Source organism: Desulfomonile tiedjei (assembly GCA_016212925.1).
GTDB lineage: Bacteria > Desulfobacterota > Desulfomonilia > Desulfomonilales > Desulfomonilaceae > JACRDF01.
This window is the reverse complement of record JACRDF010000006.1, coordinates 161,607-183,696: the sequence shown is the minus strand read 5'-3', so window position 1 is coordinate 183,696 and position 22,090 is coordinate 161,607. Positions and strand designations below refer to the sequence as shown.

General features: G+C 54.7%; 24 protein-coding genes. 7 read left to right on the top strand and 17 right to left on the bottom strand.

The features are described from left to right. Positions 1-11 precede the first annotated feature (11 nt). Both HY913_03380 and HY913_03375 read right to left on the bottom strand, forming a co-directional pair. Entirely contained in the window at positions 12-611 is a 600-nt protein-coding gene (locus tag HY913_03380) for a DNA integrity scanning protein DisA nucleotide-binding domain protein (GenBank protein MBI4962295.1), read from the bottom strand. Positions 612-654: 43 nt separating this feature from the next. Beyond that, complete coding sequence (locus tag HY913_03375; protein MBI4962294.1) at positions 655-1,728, bottom strand: mannose-1-phosphate guanylyltransferase; 1,074 nt, start codon at positions 1,726-1,728, stop codon at positions 655-657. Between the two features lie 478 nt (positions 1,729-2,206). Here HY913_03375 and HY913_03370 point away from each other — a divergent pair, with 478 nt between their 5' ends. Both HY913_03370 and HY913_03365 read left to right on the top strand, forming a co-directional pair. Further along, complete coding sequence (locus tag HY913_03370; GenBank protein ID MBI4962293.1) at positions 2,207-2,593, top strand: phosphomannose isomerase type II C-terminal cupin domain; 387 nt, start codon at positions 2,207-2,209, stop codon at positions 2,591-2,593. Between the two features lie 474 nt (positions 2,594-3,067). Then, on the top strand, positions 3,068-3,934 hold the full coding sequence (locus HY913_03365; protein MBI4962292.1) for a hypothetical protein: 867 nt from the start codon (positions 3,068-3,070) through the stop codon (positions 3,932-3,934). A 59-nt stretch (positions 3,935-3,993) separates the two neighbouring features. Here HY913_03365 and HY913_03360 read toward each other — a convergent pair whose 3' ends face one another. The 5 genes from HY913_03360 to HY913_03340 form a co-directional block, all read right to left on the bottom strand. Next, positions 3,994-4,704: an HAD hydrolase-like protein gene (locus tag HY913_03360; GenBank protein MBI4962291.1), complete on the bottom strand. Its 711-nt coding sequence runs from the start codon at positions 4,702-4,704 to the stop codon at positions 3,994-3,996. Continuing rightward, positions 4,689-5,522: a DUF169 domain-containing protein gene (locus HY913_03355; GenBank protein MBI4962290.1), complete on the bottom strand. Its 834-nt coding sequence runs from the start codon at positions 5,520-5,522 to the stop codon at positions 4,689-4,691. The genes HY913_03360 and HY913_03355 overlap by 16 nt, the downstream gene beginning before the upstream one ends. Positions 5,523-6,177: 655 nt before the next feature. Beyond that, the gene (locus HY913_03350) at positions 6,178-6,744 is read right to left on the bottom strand and encodes a hemerythrin domain-containing protein (GenBank protein ID MBI4962289.1); all 567 of its coding nucleotides are present in this window, start codon (positions 6,742-6,744) and stop codon (positions 6,178-6,180) included. 156 nt (positions 6,745-6,900) lie between these two features. Further along, the gene (locus tag HY913_03345) at positions 6,901-7,083 is read right to left on the bottom strand and encodes a hypothetical protein (GenBank protein MBI4962288.1); all 183 of its coding nucleotides are present in this window, start codon (positions 7,081-7,083) and stop codon (positions 6,901-6,903) included. Positions 7,084-7,423: 340 nt separating this feature from the next. Then, positions 7,424-8,539 carry a DUF4236 domain-containing protein gene (locus HY913_03340; protein MBI4962287.1) on the bottom strand — a complete coding sequence of 372 codons (1,116 nt, stop codon included), beginning with the start codon at positions 8,537-8,539 and terminating at the stop codon, positions 7,424-7,426. Positions 8,540-9,366: 827 nt separating this feature from the next. Here HY913_03340 and HY913_03335 point away from each other — a divergent pair. From HY913_03335 to HY913_03320, 4 genes are read left to right on the top strand one after another with little or no spacing between them, the layout of a single operon-like run. Then, positions 9,367-10,362: a 4Fe-4S binding protein gene (locus HY913_03335; protein MBI4962286.1), complete on the top strand. Its 996-nt coding sequence runs from the start codon at positions 9,367-9,369 to the stop codon at positions 10,360-10,362. 44 nt (positions 10,363-10,406) lie between these two features. Then, entirely contained in the window at positions 10,407-10,940 is a 534-nt protein-coding gene (locus HY913_03330; protein MBI4962285.1) for an AAA family ATPase, read from the top strand. Between the two features lie 7 nt (positions 10,941-10,947). Further along, the gene (locus HY913_03325; protein MBI4962284.1) at positions 10,948-11,448 is read left to right on the top strand and encodes an endonuclease V; all 501 of its coding nucleotides are present in this window, start codon (positions 10,948-10,950) and stop codon (positions 11,446-11,448) included. Positions 11,449-11,506: 58 nt separating this feature from the next. Beyond that, a complete protein-coding gene (locus tag HY913_03320) occupies positions 11,507-12,304 on the top strand; it encodes a sugar phosphate isomerase/epimerase (protein MBI4962283.1) in 798 nt (265 codons plus the stop codon). Positions 12,305-12,310: 6 nt separating this feature from the next. On the opposite strand, the gene HY913_03315 is transcribed toward HY913_03320, so the two are convergent. Beyond that, on the bottom strand, positions 12,311-13,273 hold the full coding sequence (locus HY913_03315) for an NADPH:quinone reductase (GenBank protein MBI4962282.1): 963 nt from the start codon (positions 13,271-13,273) through the stop codon (positions 12,311-12,313). Between the two features lie 198 nt (positions 13,274-13,471). On the opposite strand from HY913_03315, the gene HY913_03310 reads away from it, so the two are divergent. Then, positions 13,472-14,251, top strand: a complete 780-nt coding sequence (locus tag HY913_03310; protein ID MBI4962281.1) for a hypothetical protein — start codon at positions 13,472-13,474, stop codon at positions 14,249-14,251. A 20-nt stretch (positions 14,252-14,271) separates the two neighbouring features. Here HY913_03310 and HY913_03305 read toward each other — a convergent pair whose 3' ends face one another. From HY913_03305 to dctP, 9 genes are all read right to left on the bottom strand, one after another. Beyond that, on the bottom strand, positions 14,272-14,646 hold the full coding sequence (locus HY913_03305; protein MBI4962280.1) for a hypothetical protein: 375 nt from the start codon (positions 14,644-14,646) through the stop codon (positions 14,272-14,274). A 242-nt stretch (positions 14,647-14,888) separates the two neighbouring features. Next, entirely contained in the window at positions 14,889-15,386 is a 498-nt protein-coding gene (locus HY913_03300; protein MBI4962279.1) for a lactate utilization protein, read from the bottom strand. Continuing rightward, positions 15,383-16,747, bottom strand: a complete 1,365-nt coding sequence (locus HY913_03295) for an iron-sulfur cluster-binding protein (protein ID MBI4962278.1) — start codon at positions 16,745-16,747, stop codon at positions 15,383-15,385. The genes HY913_03300 and HY913_03295 overlap by 4 nt, the downstream gene beginning before the upstream one ends. Next, on the bottom strand, positions 16,744-17,472 hold the full coding sequence (locus HY913_03290; GenBank protein ID MBI4962277.1) for a (Fe-S)-binding protein: 729 nt from the start codon (positions 17,470-17,472) through the stop codon (positions 16,744-16,746). Before HY913_03290 ends, HY913_03295 begins: the two co-directional genes overlap by 4 nt. Positions 17,473-17,701: 229 nt before the next feature. Continuing rightward, the gene (locus HY913_03285; protein ID MBI4962276.1) at positions 17,702-18,010 is read right to left on the bottom strand and encodes a hypothetical protein; all 309 of its coding nucleotides are present in this window, start codon (positions 18,008-18,010) and stop codon (positions 17,702-17,704) included. 25 nt (positions 18,011-18,035) lie between these two features. After that, complete coding sequence (locus HY913_03280) at positions 18,036-18,866, bottom strand: cytidylate kinase family protein (protein MBI4962275.1); 831 nt, start codon at positions 18,864-18,866, stop codon at positions 18,036-18,038. Positions 18,867-18,912: 46 nt separating this feature from the next. After that, positions 18,913-20,244 carry a TRAP transporter large permease subunit gene (locus HY913_03275; protein MBI4962274.1) on the bottom strand — a complete coding sequence of 444 codons (1,332 nt, stop codon included), beginning with the start codon at positions 20,242-20,244 and terminating at the stop codon, positions 18,913-18,915. Beyond that, entirely contained in the window at positions 20,241-20,741 is a 501-nt protein-coding gene (locus tag HY913_03270) for a TRAP transporter small permease subunit (protein MBI4962273.1), read from the bottom strand. Before HY913_03270 ends, HY913_03275 begins: the two co-directional genes overlap by 4 nt. A 95-nt stretch (positions 20,742-20,836) precedes the next feature. Next, complete coding sequence (dctP, locus tag HY913_03265; GenBank protein ID MBI4962272.1) at positions 20,837-22,009, bottom strand: TRAP transporter substrate-binding protein DctP; 1,173 nt, start codon at positions 22,007-22,009, stop codon at positions 20,837-20,839. Between the last annotated feature and the right edge of the window lie 81 nt (positions 22,010-22,090).

Here is a 22,090-nt window from a genome sequence, read left to right as displayed (position 1 = left end):
CGGTGGCCATTTCAGTCCGCTTTGCAGACTACGGTAAGGTTCTCTCCCGACTGCGCGGAATAAGGCCCCTCCAGATGGACCCCGTGCCGGCTCAACAGCCAGAGTTCAGGGATGATCTCTGAAACGATCTCGCCGTCATCAAAGATTCTCACCACAGAACTCTCCGAGACAACCACCGCCACCGCCTTAGTAGCCCTGGTAATCGAGGCCGCAGCCAAGTGGCGACTGCCCAGCCCCAGGGGCAGATCAACCCCTTGAGAAGAAGCGTCCAAATGACGGCAAGCCGAAACTACTATCCCATTGTCGGAAACCACGAACGCTCCGTCCAGTTGGGCCAGCTCCTTTAAGGTCTCGCGCATGTTGTGGTTGTCCAGCTTTTTGAGTTCGTCCGGATGGCCTAAAACAGGGTCCAAAATCAAATTCTTGGAACGCTTCAATACTTGGGCCGAGTCCGACACCACAAACATGGTGCCGATTCGTCTGCCCTCCCTACCCTCTCTGGCGATCTCAACCGCCAGAACTATTACTTCTTCCAGGGTCTTGAGGTTGACCCCGCGCTTTTGTGAGCATACGTTGCTCAGGAGCGCTCTGGTATCTGCGGTGTGGGGCATCGGTGTTATCTACCTCTGAATGAGATCTAATCGGCAACCACTTCTAAAGAAGATTCGTGTAACCTTTTTCCTTCAGCAACTCCTGGAGCTTCCTCACGTCTTGGGCCTTGTCCTTTCGACAAACCAGCAACGCGTCGGGCGTATCCACTACCACCAGGTCCTCGACACCGATCAGCGCCGTGAGCTTATGCGGGGATGAAACCACGCAGCCGGAGGCCGCAAGCGCTATCAGTTCGCCGAAAATGATGTTCCCGTCGTGGTCGTTCGCCCAAACCTCGTGCAACGACGCCCAACTCCCCACATCGTTCCATCCCACGTCAATAGGAATGACCAAAACATTGGCCGCCTTCTCCATTATTCCGTAGTCAATGGAGACCCCTTCGATAGAGTTGTAGACTTCGGCAATGGCTTTGCCTTCCTCTTCTGTGCCAAAAGCGGATGAAATACGGGCGATGGCCTCGCTCACACCAGGAAGATGTTTCTCGAAATTCTCAATTATTACTGATGCCTTCCAGACAAACATGCCACTGTTCCACAGGAAGGTGCCGGCCTTGATATACTCTTCGGCGCGCTGTTGGTCGGGCTTTTCCACGAATCGTTTGACTTTGAACGCGGGAGCTTGAGCCTGCTCCGTGGCTCTTTCACCAAGCTCTATGTATCCGTAGCCTGTCTCCGGCTTATTGGGAACGATACCGAAAGTTATGAGATAATCCCCAGAGCTTGCCACTTCAGCGGCGGCTTTGAGCGCTTTCCGGAACGCTTGCTCGTCCGCGATCACGTGGTCGGCAGGCAAGACGGCCATTACAGCCTCCGGATCTTTCTTCAAGAGCTTGTATGCGGCCAGAGCAATGCACGGCGCGGTATTCCTCCCCTGAGGTTCACATACCAGCATGTCGCTGCTCAGTTCCGGAAGTTCACCACTGATCTCCTGAGCATAAGATTCGGATGTGACCACCATGATCCTTTCAAACGAAATTTCATCCAACACTCTTTCTACGGTTGCTCTGATCATGGTTTTGTCGCCGGCAATCTTGAGAAGTTGCTTGGGCCTGCTTTGCCGACTTTGTGGCCAGAAGCGGGTACCGCTCCCCCCAGCCATGATTACCGCGTAAAGCATAGAATCATCCTCTCCAACAAGTGTTGTGGGCCTGCGTCAGGCATCACTTGCCCGGTTCCGGTACCGCTGATTCCCCGGAGCGAGAGCCCTCTTGCCAAACAAGCCGTCAAGTGGGCCTTTGTCGCATACTCGTCCTCTTTAGCGCCGGATTACAGCTTTCAGGACATCTTGCCCCAAGTTGCCGCCTAATTCCAGTGCCCCGTTCGTTCGCCCAGCATTGTACCACATTTCTTTCCTTAACTCTCGGAGTCAGCCGTCGTTTAGCCGAGTTCCAACGATGGATTGTGCAACGAGGCCGAGTTCGTCTATACTACGGGGAGTGATCGTTTGTATGGGCCAAGCGCCTTCGAAGCCGGCGCGTTGGTCGAGGTTGTGAAGCCGGCCGAGACCCTGGAAGGCGTGTCCTGGTGAGGGGGCGGCGAGCCGATACGCAGGACATTGTGGTCCCGGTGAAGAGCGTTTTTCTCAGCAACACATGGTGGACGATTACATGAAGACTGGCGATCAGGTGTTACAGGAGACAGAGAGAGAGGATCATCGCCCGTGGGGCTACTATGAAGTGCTGTCGGAGCTTCCGGACCACAAGGTTAAGCGCATCGTGGTGTATCCGGGGAAAAGGCTCAGCCTTCAGCGTCATCAGCGGCGATGGGAGCATTGGACGGTCATAAGCGGGTCGGCGCTCGTCACCCGCGACTCGGAAGAAATCGCCATGAGTCCGGGCGAGTCAATTGACATCCCGCTTGGCGCGGTCCATCGCGTGTTCAATCCTGGCGACGAATTGCTGGTATTTATTGAAGTTCAAATGGGAGAATACTTCGGCGAGAATGACATAGTCCGCATCGAGGACGACTTCGGAAGAATTTGAACCACTCCTTCAAGGCCCATCAAGAAGCACGAGAGACTCCGGCATAGCAGGCCGATTGCTCGAAGAGCCGGACTCCATGAATCCGTTTCAAAACTCCATCTAGAGGTCAAATCGTGTTACCGGGATGGCGATCATCGCTCTCCGGGTGGCCTGGAGGTGTGGTGGGACAGCCTTCCAGTCTGTCTATTGGGATGACCGGCAATCCCGCGTTCTGCGCGGGACGGTCCCACCAGCGGGTCGCGAAGTGACAAGAGGTGTGTTGTCTGTGACACGCTTCAGCAACGGCGTTGAATAAAATCCCCGATCCATAGGCTATCACCTTCTGTATCTCCGGAACTGGGAGGCGGTGGCTTCCGGACCACCCAGCGCAGAACCATGTCCTCGCCTTAGGAAATGAGTTGTAATTAATTCTTATTTATAGTAGTATACCCCCAAGTATTAAAGTATAACTACAGCAATTAAGACCGCTCCCCTATGCTACCACCGAAAAACAAACACAAGATATGGATGCCGGCCCTGCTTGCCGCCACGCTCCTGGCATGTTTCAACACCCCTGTCCACGCTCAAGGCTGTGGCCTGCTCCCAGACCCAATAGCCAACCTCTTCGCCCGCAGTCCTTTCCTGAGCAAGCCCGTCGATCAGGATCAGCCGGGCATAGCCAATCCGGCCGCGCCGATGGTAAGTCCTTTCTGTTTCAGCGGAGAGGCCAGGATTCGTCCGATTTGGCAGACTTTGACCAGCGCGGAGTACAAAGACCCTGTCCAGGGAATTTCCTTAGACCTGAAACGGGACCTGAATTTCAACGAGCGCGGTCTAATTCTTGAGAGTATGGCGCGCTTCCAGTTCAGCCGTTTTTCAGGCAGGATCCACTATGAAGCCAACATCAGCGCGGTGAGGGGGACCTACGGGTTCTTCAATTGGCCGGACGTTAGATACGGTGCGGATGTGGACGTCCTGTGCAACAAAGGATTCCGGCTGGGGCTTAATTTCGACTTGAACAGACCCGATCCCAATTTCAGCTTTGCGCTCCCCAACGGGACAAGCGGCTTTCTCAAGTCTACTCTCCCCGTCACCATGGGAGTTCACGCGGCGTACAATCCCACCGGCTATTGCGGTTTATCCACCAGCTTTGAAGTGAGAGCCCGCTGGCCCATAGGCAATGGAGCCAGAGTCACCGAAGTGGAGATCACCGGGGGAGTTAAAGCACCCACAACGATAATCGGCACGTCGGCTGTGAGGGGTGGATGGCGGTACACGGAGATCAGTTTCGGGGACAATCTCGGCCGTGAAATTGATCTGAAAGCTTCGGGTCTCTATATAGACTACACGTTCTTCTTCTAAGGAAACGGAAATCTGGCGCTGCTTGCAGACTTTGCTGCTGCGCAAAGCAATATCATTCCTCAGCGATTTCTCAACCAATTTACAATGTCGTCGGTACCTGAGAGGTCGGGCAGGACCAGTTCCGCCCCAGTTTGCCTGAGGTCCTCAACAGCGAAGGGGCCGGTGGCAACGGCGATGGAGTGCGCTCCGTTGGCTTTGGCGCATTCCACGTCTCGCGGTGTGTCGCCGATGACGACGCAGTTAGAATGGTCCACAATGACGCCTTGCTCTAGGGACAGCCTCTGAACCGCAACAGGGAGGAGGCCGTTCCGGTCTTCGCCATCGTCGCCGAATGCCCCTACCGGAAAGAACCGGTTAAGTGAATGGGGTTCCAATTTGATCCTTGCACCTTGCTCGATGTTCCCGGTGAGAAGCCCCAGAAAGAAGTCATCATCCTCTTCGAGGCGTTGAAGCAGACCGCAAACCCCAGGCTTCACATGGCCGTTCCTGGTGGTCATGGCAGCGCGGAGCTGCGTAAGATACCGGCCGAGAAATCTCGCGGGCAGACCGTCGGCGCACGGTAGTTGGAGCCTCTCCATTGCTTCTCGCAGTATCTGCAAGTCGGTTTTTCCGGCGAAGCTTATTCCCTTGAATCCCTCGCTGATGCCGGTAACGTCTTCGAGGGCCTTGTTGAGGGCTATGACGCCCACGCCTCCGGAGTCGATGAGGGTGTGGTCAATGTCGAATAGTATGAACTTCGCCGTGTCTCGCGTGCTCAATCTTCGCCCCATGCCTTGCGGCTCTTAAGGACCTTGTTCTTGATACGGTCCCACGTCTTGGTCGTGAGAAAAGACTCGGGCCATCGAGTAACCATGCGCCTGAACATCTCGAACGGAACTGTGAAAGTGATCTCGTCGGTTTTGAGGAATTTTCGGTCAGACGGGTCCCATCCACCAAGGACCGCTTTGAGTTTGCCTTGAGCGAGATATTTAAGCGGCCAGGTCACGATGTTGGAGCAACCCGCGCCAAACGGGGAGTACACGGCCTCGAAATCGTTTGTTACAAAGGTGGCCAGTTGATTGAGACCCGCGATGCTTTCAGGTCGGGCAAAGAATACCACGAGTTCGGGATTTTGGCTCGCCGCAAATTGGGTCACCGGCTCGAAGACGCAGAACCTGGCAGGCGCAGGCCTGGGATCTATGGTGTTGAGGAAACTCCGCATCACTTCGGGCGACTCCAGATAGCGCTCTCCCTCCATTTGATCGGGTATTCCGGTGGACACATAGTGGACAATGGCCTCCAACTGCGGCTTCAAGAAGCCAAGATAAAACGCTCCTCCCAAACAGCCGAAATGCTCTTTGTCGAAGTAGGCGGCTCCACTCTTCTTTCGAGCGCGCCAGAGATTGCCGATTACGCAAGACCAACCGGAATTGAGAGCGTCCCAGTCCACCTGTCCGGCAGCCTCCGTTTCGACGCTGGGAAGGGTCCCGCTCTTCGGTGAGATAGCGTCGTCAGGTCGGTCATCGGTGTAATACATACCCATCGGTTCCTCGGCCAGACCCAAGATATCGAGGAACGCCCGTACCTGATCTTTGCTGATCTCACGCATATTCAACCTCCGGCAGCACACACGGTGACTCTTGTGGTTTTTGTAACGATTTCTGCGAAAGAAAGCAATGTTGGGCTTCATGCACGTAAGCGATTACCGCCCTATACGCGTTGCCAATAGTACTGTCCGATTCGAGAGGAGGGCGTTCCGTCATTCCTGCCAGAGCGCATAGGCGTTAACTTTAGTGCCTAACGTTTTTCGTCCCAGAGGGACGAGACGAAAGTAGCCCGGCGATTCATCGCCGGGGAGGCGGTCGAAGAGACCCGTAGTCCCAGAGGGACGGCCGAAGAAGTTATTGAGGAAGCTTGCCGATCGGTCGTCCCTACCGGGACTAAGAACTTTTTTTAATTTGTGCCTGAGCCGGCGATAAATCGCCGGCCTACTCTCAAATGTTCCTCCGGAACACTAGGGAGCGCGACCTTTAAGTTAACGCCTATGTGCCAAAGCAGGAATCCAGCGATCTCCCTGGGTTCCCGCTTTCGCGGGAACGACGGGGCGAGCAATGAAGAAATGGCAGGCGGGGCCGTTGGGAGCTAACGGACATTGCTTTTTATAATGGCTGTCAAGGCCGGATACGGCTCTGCGCACAGGACTTCTCCGCTAAAACGCCCTCCCCGCAGATCCTTCACACAACCCCGCTGGTTTTGAACCCACCTTATGCTGCCGCTCTACCGAGATACGTGTGAGCCAGGTCATCGAGGAGTTTATGGAATTGCTCATGCACACCTGAGCCGATCTTCTCTTCTTCGAACTTCTCGAATTCTTCGTACAATTGGTCTTGTTTTTCTGCCGGGAGACGTGAGTCGGCCATGGGGAAGAGCACGGTGTTCTCTTTTTCAATGTGCAGATTCAGGAAAGCTATGTATTTCCGCGCATGGGCTGCGAGGTCGGCCGCGGACTCCACGTCCTCCGACCTGTATTTTTCCAAGGCTTCGGCCATGGCCCGCAGGTACCCCCGGCCGACATCGTGTTCCGCGAGCATGACCCCGAGCGGGCCGCCATGCTTCGGAACGCCTGCCGCTTCCATGGCCGGGAACAGCAGGTCTTCCTCTTTTCCGTGATGGCAGCGGTCAGCGAACAGCCTGAAGAATTCTATTATCTTTTCCACATGGTCGGGATTCACCTTTTCTCCGGCCTGAAGCTTCAGGCAAATGGCTTTCAGTACTTGCAGCATCACTTGGATGCCATGATGCTCGGCTCGTAATTGTTCGGTAGCCTTCATTGCTCACTCCCTGGGCGAAGTATGCCTTGCGCGGAATTGCGCCGGGCAAGGCATCCATATCGTAGGACTGCTTCTTGATCGAATGGACCTTCTTCAACCTTTGCCGCCTCAAGGAGACGATTCTCCTCGAGCGGCCCCCGAGCCCCTTTCAAAGGTTTACGGAACAGGCGGCTCGTGGTCCTTACAAAAGGGCGCTTCGCCTATTACGGGAGTGTGGCAAACCTTGCACAATGTTCTTCTTATGGGATCGGCGATGTCATCGCAGGCTTCGCCCATCGGCTCGCCCGGTTTTGCCTTGAATTCCTCTTTCTCGCCGTGTCTTTCTTCCATTTCAGTCATAGGACGAACCTCCTTGCTAGATTCCGTATATTTAGATGCAAAACCCGGCCTGGAGATTCGCATGTATTGCTGGACGAAGGTGGGGAGATCCGCTTGCGTGCCGCTCACATCAGCGAAGAAAGGGACTTGTTCCGAAAGTTCAGGCGGAAATGCGCACCGCAACGCCTTTGCGGTTTCGAGGATAGAGACTCACCGGAGATCCGCGACCAGCGAGCCCCGCGTGCTGCCTGAATTATTACAAGATGTAGAGGTACCCGCAGCCACTGGACAATGGAGTGGCGGGGGAACCCAGTCGTGCCCGGGGTGGCGCATCGTGTAGGGGGTACGTTTGACGGAGAGGTTACACCGCGGGGATAGCACCACGTCTTTCCTTCGGAGTTTTCTTCCCAAGGAAGGCAATAGCTTCCGCTAAGTCCCCACCAAAGCCGCACTTCGAGAGCTGCAACAGTTCGTTTAACCCTGTCCGACTCGACAACGAAATCTGCTCGTAAAGACAGACAGGAAGCTGTTTGTTGTCCTTGAATCGCCGGTCAGGCCCACCGGACTTGTTGACGTACTTCCATGTTCTGTCGACGACCTCTGCATCTCTCGGAACAGACTCGTTCTCAATGAACCTCGTCGTTGCAACATTCACACGGAGTTCGTGATAGCCGACCGCACCAACTTCTTTTTGGTCGTAGACGAGGATGCGATCGGGAAAGAAGTGTAACGTTTGGCGGCCCACCCCAATTGCTATGGTTTCGATGTTAGTTTTGACATAGGGTGGCTCTGATTTTCGCACGAATGTTGGTTTTCTCTGAACGAGATCGCTCGCGCCGGCGTGATACTTCCGATCATGAACCTTTCCCGTTGCCTCGATATGCCAAACCGCTTCGCAGCTGGCCAATCGCTCAGCGCAACTGTGAAGCTGTCCGTAGGCACTTTCCATCTCGGCGTCGAAGTCGTAGAAAAGTACAACGGTTTTGGCAAGGACATCTCGGCTGTGGGCGACGTACGTGCCGGCGATAGCTGCCAGAACAAGCGGGATTAGCAACCAAATCGGCCAGCCCGTGGACAGCCCGACGATGAGGACAGCCGTTGAAGCCAACGCCACGATAGGCCAAAGGCGAGTGGTCTTATGTTTCTCGTTCAGTTCGTTCAGAAGCGCACGCGAGGATGAGTCAACGATTTGGGCGACATCTGCCGATTCGATTTCCTCGAGCGGTGCGTGGGTTCCCGTTGGAATCTGAGGCTCATGAGAGTGGGCGGGATGCGGTTGCTGCACGGAAGGCGCGGAGGATGATGGCGGGATAGTTGCTCTGTAATACACCCCACCTCGCCCCATATGAACATAGTTGCCCCGCGGTCCACTGCCAAAACGCAGACCCTTAACACCTGCGGAAAGTCCGATGCCAGACTTCGAGAGATTGAAGCGGAGAGAGCCGACGCTAATGCTCTTGCGAAGATAGAAGCCCATGAGCTACCCCCTTTGAGATGGCGTGGATGTACGCGGTATGGTGCCCATAGATGAGTCGTGCTGCTTTTTGGCGTTGCCTACAGCAAGTCGGTCAGACCGTTTTCCTCTCGTGCAGGATTGCATACGATCAGACCCGGTTGCTCCATGAACCCCCTCCCCTACAGACACAAATGGGCTGAATCCCCGGGTCGCAAAAGATCCTGATTTTCAGTAGGTTGAAATATACCTCGCTGTCGAACCCCTGGTCAAGCAGAATTGAAGGCGCTCAGAGGGGAAGAACGCAGAAATGGCCGCGGTCATTGCCTGTTTTTCGCTCAACTTGTCTGATTTGCCAGCATATGGTCCAACGACAGATTCCTCCCGATCAATCTTTCCGGCTCTTACAGACCGCATAGACCAGGTCAAGGAGCGTCTTCCGTTCTTGCTCAGGGGCTGAGCCGGTAGCATCCGCTGCATTGATTAGTTAGGGTGTCTTGGCGTTGGCTTTCTCAGCCAATTCTTTTTGGTACGCCTTCCAGCCCGGACACCAGCCGGTGTGCCATCGCCAAATCCGGGCGATTAGTGAATTCGGCTTTCGCTCTGCATGGCTCTTGAACCAACAACTTTCGCATTTGGATTTCACTGTCGTGTTCTCCTTTATGATGCTCAGTTCTCACACCATTGCGGCCGCACAAGATCCCAATTTTCACCATGTTGAAATATACCTCCGTACACCGCTTCGGTCGAGAATTTTTCGCATAACTTGACTGATCAGTGACCATATGGTCCAATGAATGGAGGCCCTTATAAGGCCCAAAATAGCGCATCGCAACCAGAAAGGGATTTTCATGGACGCCAAGTATGTAGAATTAGCCAACCGGATCGGCCTCGGCCAATCCCAAAGAATAGCTAGACTGTTCGAGATAATCGCTGACCAAAATGAAGCCGAACTGCTCCTCGCTCTGCCTGCAAACGCCCCTGCCCTCGCGGAAAAGCTTGGCCGTTCCCAGGATGAAGTGGAGTCCATGCTGCGCACCCTTTTTGTCAAAGGCGTGGTTTTCCCGTCCGCCAAAACAGAGCCGCCCACGTACCGAATGTGCCGAGAAATGGTCCAATTCCACGACGCGGCTGTCCTCTGGCCCGACGCGCCGCAAGAATTCTTGGATGTGTGGCAAGATTTCATGGAAGTGGAATGGCTGGACATTGCCAAGAAAATGAGCCAGATCCTGCCCAGGCCGTTCACTCGGGTCATTCCGGTTGGTGTATCAATTGAGGCTAAGACCCATGTGCTCGCGTTCGAGGATATCAAAGAGATAATAGACAATGCTAAAACCCTGTCCGTGACCAAGTGCACGTGCCGCCTTACCGCTCACAAATGCGACAAGAAACTCGAAGCCTGCCTCCAGGTCAACAAGGGAGCGGATTACAACATCGCTCGCGGCACCGGGCGGAAGCTGACAAAGGAAGAAGCTCTTGAAATAGTCCGCGACGCCGAATTGGACGGCTTGATCCACGTGGTTGTGAACAAGCAGAACGTGGACCATTTCATCTGCAACTGCTGCCCGTGCTGCTGCCAGACCATGCCGGTTCTGATCGAACACAATGTCAGCGTGATAGAGCCGAGCCGGTTCGCTGCGGACGTAGATCCGGATCTGTGCACATCTTGCGGGACATGCCTGGATAGATGCTATTTTAGTGCAATCTCCGTCTCGGAAGACGAGCCTGCAAAGATCAACCGGGAAAAATGTATGGGCTGTGGCCTCTGCCAGGTCACCTGCCCTACCGAAGCTATCAGCATGATTGAAGTGCGTGAGACTGACTTTGTCCCTGAGAAGGTCTTTTGACCCGTCAAAAGGTCCTCATGATTTTGTAAAATCAGCCGTATCCAATGGGCGCCAACAACCTCCTTGTCACCGGCCCTCCTCGATGTGGAAAGTCAACGCTGATCGAAGCGGTTGTCAGCAAAATCCGCAGGCCGTTGACGGGGTTCTTTACGCGAGAGATTTTGGAGAAGGGACGGCGGACCGGTTTCAAGATAGTCACCCTGGACGGGAGAGAAGGGATTCTGGCCCACGACAAGATCAAGGGCCGTCTTCGGGTTGGGCGGTATGGATTGAACCTCCACGACCTGGATGCCGTCGCGGTCCCGTCGATGATTCCATCAACACCGGATGAAATTGTGGTGATAGACGAAATAGGCAAGATGGAGTGCTATTCGCCGCTGTTCCGCAGGACACTGATCGAAACGCTTGATTCTTCCAACATGGTCATCGGTTCCATAGCGATGAAAGGCAGCGCTTTCATTGAAGAGATCAAACGCCGGGGAGACGTTCGGCTTTTTGTAGTCTCTGAGGGCACCCGAGACTCGTTGGTCTCTTCCCTGGTCGCAATTATAGAAAACCTCCCGACAGATTCCGCTTGAAAATCCCATGATTGCCGCTCTGGATGTTTGCTACCATAAGGAATTCGCGGTGGCCGCGTGCGTCATTTTCGAGGAATGGGATTCGGAGAGGACTGTCCGGTCCATTAAGGAACCAATGGCCGAAGTGAAGCCATACGAACCGGGAAGCTTCTACAAACGGGAGCTGCCATGTTTGTTGGAGCTGCTGCGCCATGTTGAAGTGAGACTGGAAGCGGTTATTGTCGATGGGTACGTTTGGCTGGGCCCTGAATACAGCCCGGGCCTCGGTGCGCATCTTTATTGGGCACTGGAGGGAAAAGTCGCGGTGATCGGAGTGGCAAAGAGTCCTTTCAAGGGTGCGCCGAATGCCCACAAGGTCCTGCGTGGAAGAAGCACCCGGCCGCTGTACGTTACCTCCGCGGAGATTGACCCCACGGAAGCGGCAAGAAAGGTCGAGGCCATGCACGGATCGCATCGGATCCCGACATTGCTCAAAATGGTTGACCGGTTGTGCCGCACTTTTCGATGATCCCGGCAACTTTTACTGTGGTAATCTGGACGGACAACCAATCAGGAGGGATGGAAGAATGCTGTACGGCGCAATGAATTTCCCGGTGCGGCCGGTTATGGAAGAACTGGAGGTGATTGCTTCTCTGGGTTTCGATTACCTCGAACTGACTATGGATCCCCCACAAGCTCACCATACCGTCATTGCGCAGCAACGAGACGAGATAGCCGAAGCACTCCAGCGAAACAAAATGAGTTTGGTTTGCCACCTCCCCACTTTCCTTTCGACCGCGGACCTCTCTGAACAGGTCAGAAACACGGCCCTGCAAGAGATGCTCGATTCGCTGGACGTGGCAGCGACGCTCAATCCGCTCAAAGTAGTGGTTCATCCCAGCTATGTCATGGGACTGGGCGTGTTTGTAGTGGATCAGGTAAGGCAATATGGCTTGAACAGTCTTGCCGCTCTGGTCGCCAGGGCCGACGAACTGGGACTATGCCTATGCCTGGAGAACATGTTCCCGCGAACCAACTCTCTCGTGCAGCCCAATGACTTCGCCGGTATCCTGCCGATGTTCCCTACGTTGAAAATGACTCTGGATACGGGCCACGCGAATATCGGGAGCAACCGCGGGAACAGGTGCGTTTCGTTTGTCGGCAAATTCCCGGATCGTATCGAACATGTTCATGTCAGCGACAATTTCGGCAAAGACGACAACCATCTCCCTGTGGGCGCGGGCACCGTAGATTTTCCAAGGATTATCAAAGCATTACAAGGCATAGGCTATGACCGGACCGTGACCTTTGAGATCTTCTCCCGCGACAGAGATTACCTGAAGATAAGCCGGGAGAAGTTCATTGCCATGTGCGAGACCTGCTAACATTCATTATGGGAACAAGACTATCTTTCCGTACGTATGTGATTCCATCACAGCTTTGTGTGCCCGGGGCGCATCGGCTAGAGGCATTTCTTGGCTTATCACCGGCCGGAGGGTGCGGTTTTCCAAACCAGCGACCAGCCCCGCGTGAATCGTAGCCAGCTCACGTTCCGAGGCATTGAAAAGGACCAGGCCCAGAATGGAAGCGTCGCGGCTCATTGCATCGCGTGGGTCGATTTCCACGGTGCCGCGGCTGCCGATGACAACTACACGACCGCCCATGTCAAGGAATTTCAAATCCTGGCCGAGGTTCACATTGGCAAGCAGCTCGATAATTACATCCACCCCGCGGCCGCGGTTCAGATGACTGACCTGTTCCAGATGGTCAGCGTCACGGTGATTGACCACATGATGCGCCCCTTGCTGCAAAGCCAGTTCCAGACCCTCGGTTGTCCCCCCGGAACCTATAACCGTCATCCCTGCCGCCCTCGCCAACTGAACAGCCGCGATTCCCACTCCGCCAGTGGCGCCGTGGACTAAGACCGTTTCGCCAGGCCTGGCCACGGCCCTATGAAACAAAGCGCGGAAAGCGACGCCGTACGGGACGCCCATTGCTGCCCCTTGCTGAAAGGTCACGTGGTCCGGCAGAGGATGTACCTGGGATTCCTCGCAAAGAGCCGCCGCCGCATAAACCCCGCTAAGCGTTCCGGCGGTATAGACCCTGTCTCCCACAGATACTCGGTTGACGCCTTCACCCACCGATTCCACCGTCCCGGCAGCGTCAGTGCCGGGAGTGTAGGGCAACTCGGGCCGTCTGGCGTACAGGCCCGACCTGATGTACGTGTCCACCGGGTTAACTCCGGCCGCCTTAACGGACACAACCACCTGCCCTCGCCCCGGTGTCAAATCGGGAATCTCCTCCAATCGCATGACCTCGGGATCTCCGAATTCGTGAACTCTGATCGCCTTCATGGTTCCCTCCCCTGATTCCTGCTCCAATATGATTCACGCCGTCGGCTTCTAATTAAGGCCTATGGCGGGCGGCGCCCCAGTGGTGTTGGACAATTCCGGTACAGTGAGTAATTGTTCTCCTAGAACGATGACCGACGCCGATAGTAATTATTGTCTCGATGTGGCCGCGAATCGTCAAGACAGTTGCTGCTGACGTGAATGATAAGTAAGATTCCGGTCGGGTCGCAAGAAAGGCACACGAAGATGGGCGTTGAGGAATCAAGTGGCGCTATGCTGGGGATCGCGTACGCCGTGGTATTCCTGGCGACTTTTCTGGCAGGCGACATTGCAGGGCTGATGATTGAAGCCAGGACGACTCGGCATTGGCGCGGTGCTGCGGAGAAAATGGGGATGGATTTCTATGGCCGTCGAACAAGATGGCCGGCGCTGTCCCAGTTTTTGGTGCCCAAACTCTTCCCGTTCATGCAGGGCGAATCACCCTTCTTATACGGCGAGTCCCTGAACACCTTGAGGGGAGCGGTTCAAGGTTTTGAGGTCACCATTGCGGATTTCGCTGTCTGGAACTATCACGTACGAGGCCCCCTGGTATTTCGAGGGGTTGTGTGTGTGGTCAGAGCAGCAGGGGTGGATTTGCCTGACCAGACAGCGCTGGTAAAGGCTTCCAGCATTTTCTTGCACGGATTCCGGTGGAGCCGTCCCCTACGCGAGTACACCTTTTCCCATGACGCGGATTTCACGCGATTGTACGTCAGCTTTGGCCAACCAGGTTCGCCGCCTTGGATTTTTACGCCGGACCTGCGTCAAATCTGTGTAAAACATCACTACGAAATGGATTTCTTTTTCGTAACAGGCAACGACCTTATCTTGGTATGGACCGACCACAATCCGGAACGATTCCCAGCCATTCTGAATACTACCATGAGAATCATGACCAGCCTCGTTGAGGGCGCTCCGAGGATCAGTCAGCAAGCGTCTTAGCCGGCGGGGGTCCTCTCCAATTATTCCCACGGACACAACTTCTTGATCTTTTCGTGGACGGCCCGTCCCTCCACCAGAAGCCGAGCGTCTCCCTTCCTCATTCGATCATGGCCCAGGGAGGTGAGGCCTACGTATCGCTTGAGCAGCTCGGCCAACTCCTCGGGAACCACGTAGCCGAGTTTGGTAAACTGCTCGTGCAATGCCTTTTGTGCTTCTGTGAGTCTTTTTTCCCGATCCTCGCCGAAATTGAAGGTCGAGAGTTCTTCCACCTGGCCCAGGTATTTTTTAATCGCCTCACACTGCGCCGCGCCCTGCGCCAGGCAGATCGATACGCTGCACATTGAAGCGATTGACATCATAACCAGCGCAACCGATATGATCCTCGGTACAGACATCCCGACCACCTCCCTTTGTCATTAGATTTTTCATCATGACAGAGAAAATCTTCGCCCAGACGATAATGTAACCTGAAATGGTTTGCCGGTTCGCCGGAATTGTGGCGGTTGCCAAAATCAATGTCCGATTGGCGGCGAGATGGCAATTCTGAATGCCGAAAGCCGCGGAAGTGGTCATTGAGTCGGGCCGCGTCCAAGTTTATTTACTTCTTGAACCAACATCCAGACCTTCTTCGCTTTCTTCAAAAAACGATCACCGTGAGTCGGCCGGGGCCGTGGACTCCTATGGTGAGGGTCAGCTCGATGTCCGCTGTTCTGCTCGGACCTGTTTCCAATGTGATATTGGTTGGAGGAGAATTGCCGACGGCAGAAAAGTAGTCCTCTAGGGTTTCGTAGATATTCTCCGCGGAAACAATCGCTACGTGATGCACAGGCAGCAAGCCGGCTTGAACCGGCCTCCCCGTTTTACTGGAGAAGACCAGGCTTCCCGTTTCCGCTATCCCGGCGTCTGCCTCATCGACGCAGACGGAAGCTGAAGCATAGTCCTCAGTGCGTTTTTCCGATGGAATCTGAATGGCTTTTTCTTTTTCGGTGAGGCCGGGACAAAACACCGAGTCGCCTTCGCCCAGGGCTTCAGCCAAGGCGTCGTGAAACTCGTCGTTGTCGCCCACCCGAATCGGCTGGGCTGCAATCTTGGCGGCATTCTCCATGAAAAGGGCCACAATTTCTTCGCGATTCATGCAAATCTCTCCCTGAAGGTCCTTGAAACGGGCCGAGGCATACGGCCGACAGCATCACCGGGTCCGAACTTCTTCACAGCGGGCCAAAACACGTGTCCGGCAATCTGTCCCAGGTGGAAAAGGAAAGGCTTTTCGACCACCCTTCCGAAGCCGGCCATTGCGTTTTGTTCAAGCCTCGGGGTCAGGCCCTGTTCCACTCTGCGCTCTCTCAAAAGGCGCAGGAGTCGAGGTAACGGCACCTTAACCGGGCAAACATCGCCGCACGCGCCGCAGAGGGTAGTAGCATCCAAGAGGCTCTTGGCTCGTTCCATGCCTTCGAGCAAGGCCGTCAATACGATCCCCATGGGTCCGGGGTAAGTGGAGCCGTACGCATGTCCGCCCACCACGCGATAGACCGGGCAGGCATTCAAACACGCCCCGCATCTGATGCACTTGAACATCTCGCGATATTCGCCCGAGACAAGCTCCGAGCGGCCATTGTCAAGCAAGACAATGTGCATCTCTTGAGCGCCGGTGGATTCGCCGGGTTTCCTCGATCCGGTCAGCACGGAAAGGTAGCTGGTGATTGTTTGACCGGTGGCTGATCGAGGCAGCAAGCGGATGAATTTAGGCAGATCCGCGAGTGACGGGATAATCTTTTCGATGGACAGAACGGCTATATGAAGAGGAGGCAACGAGGTGCACATTCGGCCGTTCCCTTCATTTGTAAAAAGAACGATGCTGCCTGATTCCGCCACAGCGAAATTGGCGCCTGAAATTCCGGCCTTTGCCGAGAGGAATTCCTCTCTGAGGATCTTCTTGGCTACTCCGGTGAGAACAGCTGGGTCATCGGAATACTCGCATCCCAACTTTTCGGCAAAAAGCTGCCCCACTTGTCGGCGATCCTTGTGGATCGCGGGAACAATGATATGCGAAGGCCCCTCCCCTGCGATCTGAATTATGTACTCGCCGAGGTCCGTTTCCACCACCGTGATTCCTACCTCTTGAAGATAGTCGTTAAGGTGGATCTCTTCGCTGACCATGGACTTTGATTTGACGACTCGTCCGATCCCATGGTCTTGAAGTATGGAGGCTATGATGCCCCTAGCCGCTTCGGAATCCTTGGCCCTGTGGACTTTGGCTCCGGCTCGAACGGCATTCATTTCGAAGCGATCAACATATTCGGAGAGATTGTTCAGGACATGCAGGCGCAGTTCAGAAGCCTCTTCACGCAATTCCTCAAGTGGCAGAGCGGCAACAGCGTCAGCCCTCTTTATTGCAAAGGTTTCGGTAGCGTTGCGCATCGCACCCCGTAGGGCCGAATTGCTCAGCGCCTTCACCGCGTTTTCTCGAAAAGGGATGCTCGATGTGGAATGGTTCATTTCAAACCCTCCGCAAGCACCGCGGCAATATGTTTGACACGAACCGCACTGCCACGGCGCTTGACGGCATCGGCGATGTTCATGAGACAACCGTGGTCGCAGCCGGTCACTGTGTCGGCTCCAGTGCTAAGTATTGTGTCCACCTTTTCGTCGGCCAGGGCCATTGATACCTCGGGTAGCTTAGCCATGAAAATCCCTCCAAAACCGCAACAACGATCCGAGTGTGGGAGATCAACAAACTCCGCGCCGTTGAGGGACTGCAAGAGTAGCATCGGCTCTTCTAGGACTCCAAGCTCCCGCGTGAGCTGACAGGATGCGTGGTATGTGATCCTGCCTGTTCCGGACAGGCCTGCTTCATGGACCTTGAGAACATGGACGAGGAATTGACTCAATTCATGAGTGCGGCCGGCTATGGCTTCGGCCTTTTGCCGCATTCGTTCGTCGTCTTTGAACAGTTCCGGATAATGGTTTTTCACCATGGAAGCGCAGGAGCCGGATGGAATAATGATAGGGCCTTCAGTTCGGTCGAAAACGGAAATGAAGTGCTCCGCGGCTTTTTTGGACTCACGGCTATACCCGCCGCTATCCGCGGGTTTGCCGCAGCAAGTCTGTCCGTCGGGGTAGCCTATTTCGACTCCGAAGTGCCGGAGTAGGCGGACCGTGGCCTCTCCTGTTTCCGGAAACATCGTGTCTATCAGGCATGTGCCAAACAGTTGAATCCGCACGAGACACCTCACCATTGATGATAGTCTGCGCTCAATTAACAGATATTGGGGCCGGCAGCAAGGAGGTAGGAGGAGAACCAGCCCCATAACAACAACACTTCGCGTGTCTGCAACCTATTGGGGAAGTGTACTGTATGATCTGGGCACGCCGAGGGACCAACAATAGCCTTATATGCCCAGAATCGATTCTATGGGAAAGGCACGCCGCGATTCCATATCTGCAGAGCCTTTAGCTTTGTTCGCTCGAACTGCTCACCCGCAGATAGTACTTGCCGCCCCCGGTTTTGCCTACCACGCCTGCGCTCACCATGTCCTCGACGGCTTTGGCATGGTAGTTTCTCATGCCAATTCGCAGAACATCCCTCTTGGCGTACGGTAAATCGACCGCAGTCACCGGATCGCGAGCATCCTGTTTCTCCAGGTCCCGGATGATAAGACCGGTTGCTCGCTTCATCTTCGAGGCAATGATGTAACGCGTCAGCACAAAGATCCCGACGAGAAAAAAGAAGCTGAGAATAATCTGAACAGGTTCCGACATGATCCTCCGGCCTATTTCTCCCAGTTCAAACTCCGAAGCTGAGTTCAGTCACCTTCAGCTCGTTTTCCACTTTAATGACACCAGGGTATTCCGCTGCGATCTTTTCGACCTTCGCTTTGTCAGCTTTTTCTCGAATTCGGCCTGTAAGTCGCATGACGCCACCGGGCTCGGGAACAATCTCAACATTGTGTGCCACAGCGGAAGTGAGCTTTTTGCGGACGAGCGCCTCGATCCTTTTGGCCACACCGAGCCTCTTGAATTGCTCTCTGACTGCTTCCTGATCGGAGACTTTGTTCATCCCGCTCATTGCCTGAAGTACCACATCCGTAGCAGAATCAGGCGTGAAGTGGGCCGTGTTGAGGACCAAATCGTAGAGAGACCAATCATCGGGGTCTCTTCCAAAGACAGCTTTGATAATATTGGCCCGCTCTCGGTCGTACTTGTCCAGGTAGTGCTCGGCCTCTTCTCTGGAACAGGCGAGCCTTTGCTCGACCCGCTCGATTCTGATCTCTCGCGGGGCCACGACATGGACGCAGAAAACCCCTGGCAGGTCATGCAACACTACTTGGGCCCCGCGACCTACGATCACCACGTTGCCGCGGCCGGCCTGCTCGAAGGTCAACGCCTCGAAAAGACTCTTGTAAGAGGGTCTATCAAAGAAGAGCCGTTCAAAGAAACCCGGCCCGTGTTCCGTCTCATACAGTCCGCACGCGTCGCTGTATTCCGGGTCGCAGGTCATGGCCAGCTCGTGCAAACCGTTGCGGCCGACAAATTCCAGGCTCATCTTTTCCGCCACTTTCGCGGCGACTTCGTCTCCATACGAGCCGACGAGCCTCGATACGGTCAGTATGTTCATTGTATATCCTCGCTCTGCTCCCTGTCATCCAACGTATCAGGAGATGTTATTCACCGAATACGACCTTGGGCAGCCACATGATGAGAGGGGGGTAGAAGATGCAGGCAAGAAGCCCTACCCACTGCAAACATATAAAGGGGACGACGCCCTTGTATATCTTCTCTATGGTCATTTCCGGCGGCGCTATCCCTCGAAGGTAGAAGAGAGAATAGCCGAACGGAGGCGTCAGGAACGCCATCTGAAGATTAACACAGATCAGAGTGCCGAACCACAACGGATCAAAACCCAATTCCTGAGCCACAGGTCCGAAGATAGGCGTTACGATGAGCAGGATGCCCAGCCAGTCGATGACGCATCCGAGGAAGAAAATAATGCCCATCATCAGGAATAGGACCACGTACGGACTGGCCTGGAAACCCAGGAGCACCTCTGCAACCGCGTCACCGCCGCCCAACCCCATGAACACGGATTGGAAAGCGTTTCCTCCCACGAAAAGGATCATGACCATGGAGGTGATCTTCAAAGTGGCCACAGACGCGTCCACGATCGCCGCCCAAGTCAATTTCCGGTAGGCTATGGCAAGAATCGTGGCTCCCACCGCGCCGAGCCCCGCGGCTTCCGTGGTGGTGGCAACGCCGATCACGAGGCTCCCAAGCACCATCGCAATGAGAAACACGGGAGGGAGAAGCGTAGTGAGGACCATCCATGATTTCTGCCTGATGGTGTGCATGCGTTCTTCAGGCGGCAGAGGAGGCCCCATCTCGGGGTTGAGTCCGCACCGGATAGCGACGTAGGCGATGTACAAAGTTGCCAGGAGAAATCCCGGGAAATAGGCCGCGGCAAACAGCTTCCCAACTGATAGGTTGGTCAAACTGCCGTAGATCACGAGCATGATGGAAGGCGGGATGAGAATGCCTAGCGTTCCCCCTGCGCAAATGGCTCCCGCTGTCATGGGTATGTCGTATCCACGTTTCAGCAGATTAGGCACGGCGATGAGGCCGATGGCCACTTCGGTCGCTCCGACCACCCCAGTGGACGCCGCGAACACCACGCAGACCATGAGGACGGCTATCGCGAGGCCTCCTCGCACAGGCCCCCATAACACGTGCATGGTATTGAACAGCGCCTCGGCAATCCCCGCGACATCGAGCATCTGGGCCATAAAAATGAACAACGGAACAGCGACCAGGACGTATTCATCCATGACGCCATACGTTTTGTTTGTGAACAGCGAAAAAACCTGATCCGGTGAGCCGCCCCAGCCTATGAGGCCGAAGAAAACGGCCACCCCACCCAAGGAAAAGGCCAGGGGATGACCCGAAAACAGGGCCAGAAAGAGGGCGCCGAACATTGCAAGAGCTACGAATTCGGGACTCATATTTCTTCCCCTTTCAGCCTGTAGACGTCGCGGATAAAGTGGGCCACGCCTTGCATGAACAGCATGATAAAGCCCAGAGGCATTACGCATTTGTAAATGTACAGAGGCGGCTTCCATGCGCTCCAGCTATGTTCGTTCATGGCAACGGAGTGACTGGCATACAGCAACGTCGACCAACTCAGGCCGCCCACAAAAGGCACAAAGATGACGAAGAATGTCAGGATAGACAGCCATAGCTGGGCCTTGACGGGCAACCTCGAAGACAGAATGTCGACTCGAACGTGCCGATCGTGGAGGTAGGTATATGCCGCGCCGAGTAGGAAATGTGCGCCGTACAGATACACCGTCATCTCAAAAGCCCAAACCGTCGGTGAATGAAATATCTTACGGAGGATGACCTCGTACGTGACAACGAGGACAAGAGGTACGATCAGCAAGGCCACGTATTTGCCGAAGAACTCGTTGAATGCGTCCACAGCGCGGACGAACTTTTTCATCGCCGTTTCCCCTCTTAAAAATACTATTGCGGTGCAAGCCCCGGGGCCGACAGGCTCTCCGGGGCGCGCTATTCCACTACCAAAGGCTTGCCCTGCTATTGATAAAGCTTTCCCTTGATCACATCATCAATAGGCCAGGGAGCAACGCCGCCGCGCATTTTGCGCCACTGAGCGAAGTCCTTCTTGAACTTCTCTTGCGAATCCAAGACTTTTTTCACATCAGCATTCTTGGCGGACAGGTCATCCAGGTACTTCTTGCTCGTTTTGGCGAATTCGATGATGGTGGCATCGTCCATCTGAACGTATTCCACCTTCTTGCCCATCTTCTCAATGGCCTCGACGTTCAGGTTTTCGATCCAGGGTGTGGACCAGAGTTGGGTTTCTTTTGCACAGATCTCAACGATCGCTTTTAGATCGTCCGGAAGTTCATCCCATTTCTTCTTGTTAATGAAGATGTCGGTCTGGCAACTCGGCTGGTGCACACCCGGCTCGATCACGAATTTCGTGATATCGTGGAACCCCTGCGGAAGGTTGATTGCAGGACTGCTGAATTCGCAGCCGTCAATCACGCCTCTTTCCAGAGCCAGGTAGATTTCAGGCCCGGGAAGCGGGGTGACATTGGCGCCAAGCAGGTTCAGGATGTCCTGGTACCAGCCCACCGTCCTGAGTTTCATCCCCTTGAAGTCTTCCATCTTCATGGCCTTTTTGTTCGAATGAATGCCGAGTTCTTGACCGGAATTGCCACAGAAGAAGGAGACCATATTGTAAGGGGCGTACAGGTCGTTCAACATCTTGGCTCCGCCACGCTCGTAGTACCAAATGTTAAAGCCCTCTACATCCAGGCCGAATGGAACTGAAGCAAAGGCCACGAAGGCCTCGTTTTTCCCTTTCCAGTAACCTGACCAGGCATGGCCGCAATCCAGGGTGCCTTTTGACACAGCGTCAAACGTTTCCATGGCCGGGACAATCGCGCCGGTCTGGAAAACCTTGATGTCCAATCGCCCACCGCTCGCAGCCCTCACGCTGTCCGCGAAATGGACCAGGAAATCATGGAAGAGCAGGCCACCCCAGGGGTCGCTCGCTCGCCACGTGAATTTTTTGTCGGATGTGGTCCATTTCTTGCCCTTCCACTCTTTAAATCTCTGGTCTTCGCCGAATTTCTCGATCTTTTTTTCCGGTTTTTTTTCCTGGGCAAACGAATTGGTTGCCGTTACGCCAAACGCCAACGCTGTCAACAGTACAACCAGTGCCAATGCAAATCTTTTCATGCCGTTTTCCTCCAATGGATGTGTTGAGATGCTCAATCGAGTTTGCTTGCAAAACCAGCTTGTTGTGAGGAATCACCTCCC

Excerpts from the sequence above, each read along its gene's own strand:
- HY913_03320 (MBI4962283.1), top strand. The coding sequence starts at position 11,507 with ATGCTGTACGGCGCAATGAATTTCCCGGTGCGGCCGGTTATGGAAGAA.
- HY913_03350 (MBI4962289.1), bottom strand. The coding sequence starts at position 6,744 with ATGAAGGCTACCGAACAATTACGAGCCGAGCATCATGGCATCCAAGTG.
- HY913_03355 (MBI4962290.1), bottom strand. The coding sequence starts at position 5,522 with ATGCGTGAGATCAGCAAAGATCAGGTACGGGCGTTCCTCGATATCTTG.
- HY913_03335 (MBI4962286.1), top strand. The coding sequence starts at position 9,367 with ATGGACGCCAAGTATGTAGAATTAGCCAACCGGATCGGCCTCGGCCAA.
- HY913_03330 (MBI4962285.1), top strand. The coding sequence starts at position 10,407 with ATGGGCGCCAACAACCTCCTTGTCACCGGCCCTCCTCGATGTGGAAAG.
- HY913_03305 (MBI4962280.1), bottom strand. The coding sequence starts at position 14,646 with ATGTCTGTACCGAGGATCATATCGGTTGCGCTGGTTATGATGTCAATC.
- HY913_03345 (MBI4962288.1), bottom strand. The coding sequence starts at position 7,083 with ATGACTGAAATGGAAGAAAGACACGGCGAGAAAGAGGAATTCAAGGCA.
- HY913_03360 (MBI4962291.1), bottom strand. The coding sequence starts at position 4,704 with ATGGGGCGAAGATTGAGCACGCGAGACACGGCGAAGTTCATACTATTC.
- HY913_03375 (MBI4962294.1), bottom strand. The coding sequence starts at position 1,728 with ATGCTTTACGCGGTAATCATGGCTGGGGGGAGCGGTACCCGCTTCTGG.
- HY913_03295 (MBI4962278.1), bottom strand. The coding sequence starts at position 16,747 with ATGAACCATTCCACATCGAGCATCCCTTTTCGAGAAAACGCGGTGAAG.
- HY913_03325 (MBI4962284.1), top strand. The coding sequence starts at position 10,948 with ATGATTGCCGCTCTGGATGTTTGCTACCATAAGGAATTCGCGGTGGCC.
- HY913_03270 (MBI4962273.1), bottom strand. The coding sequence starts at position 20,741 with ATGAAAAAGTTCGTCCGCGCTGTGGACGCATTCAACGAGTTCTTCGGC.
- HY913_03280 (MBI4962275.1), bottom strand. The coding sequence starts at position 18,866 with ATGAACATACTGACCGTATCGAGGCTCGTCGGCTCGTATGGAGACGAA.
- dctP (MBI4962272.1), bottom strand. The coding sequence starts at position 22,009 with ATGAAAAGATTTGCATTGGCACTGGTTGTACTGTTGACAGCGTTGGCG.
- HY913_03285 (MBI4962276.1), bottom strand. The coding sequence starts at position 18,010 with ATGTCGGAACCTGTTCAGATTATTCTCAGCTTCTTTTTTCTCGTCGGG.
- HY913_03275 (MBI4962274.1), bottom strand. The coding sequence starts at position 20,244 with ATGAGTCCCGAATTCGTAGCTCTTGCAATGTTCGGCGCCCTCTTTCTG.
- HY913_03380 (MBI4962295.1), bottom strand. The coding sequence starts at position 611 with ATGCCCCACACCGCAGATACCAGAGCGCTCCTGAGCAACGTATGCTCA.
- HY913_03300 (MBI4962279.1), bottom strand. The coding sequence starts at position 15,386 with ATGAATCGCGAAGAAATTGTGGCCCTTTTCATGGAGAATGCCGCCAAG.
- HY913_03365 (MBI4962292.1), top strand. The coding sequence starts at position 3,068 with ATGCTACCACCGAAAAACAAACACAAGATATGGATGCCGGCCCTGCTT.
- HY913_03340 (MBI4962287.1), bottom strand. The coding sequence starts at position 8,539 with ATGGGCTTCTATCTTCGCAAGAGCATTAGCGTCGGCTCTCTCCGCTTC.
- HY913_03310 (MBI4962281.1), top strand. The coding sequence starts at position 13,472 with ATGATAAGTAAGATTCCGGTCGGGTCGCAAGAAAGGCACACGAAGATG.
- HY913_03315 (MBI4962282.1), bottom strand. The coding sequence starts at position 13,273 with ATGAAGGCGATCAGAGTTCACGAATTCGGAGATCCCGAGGTCATGCGA.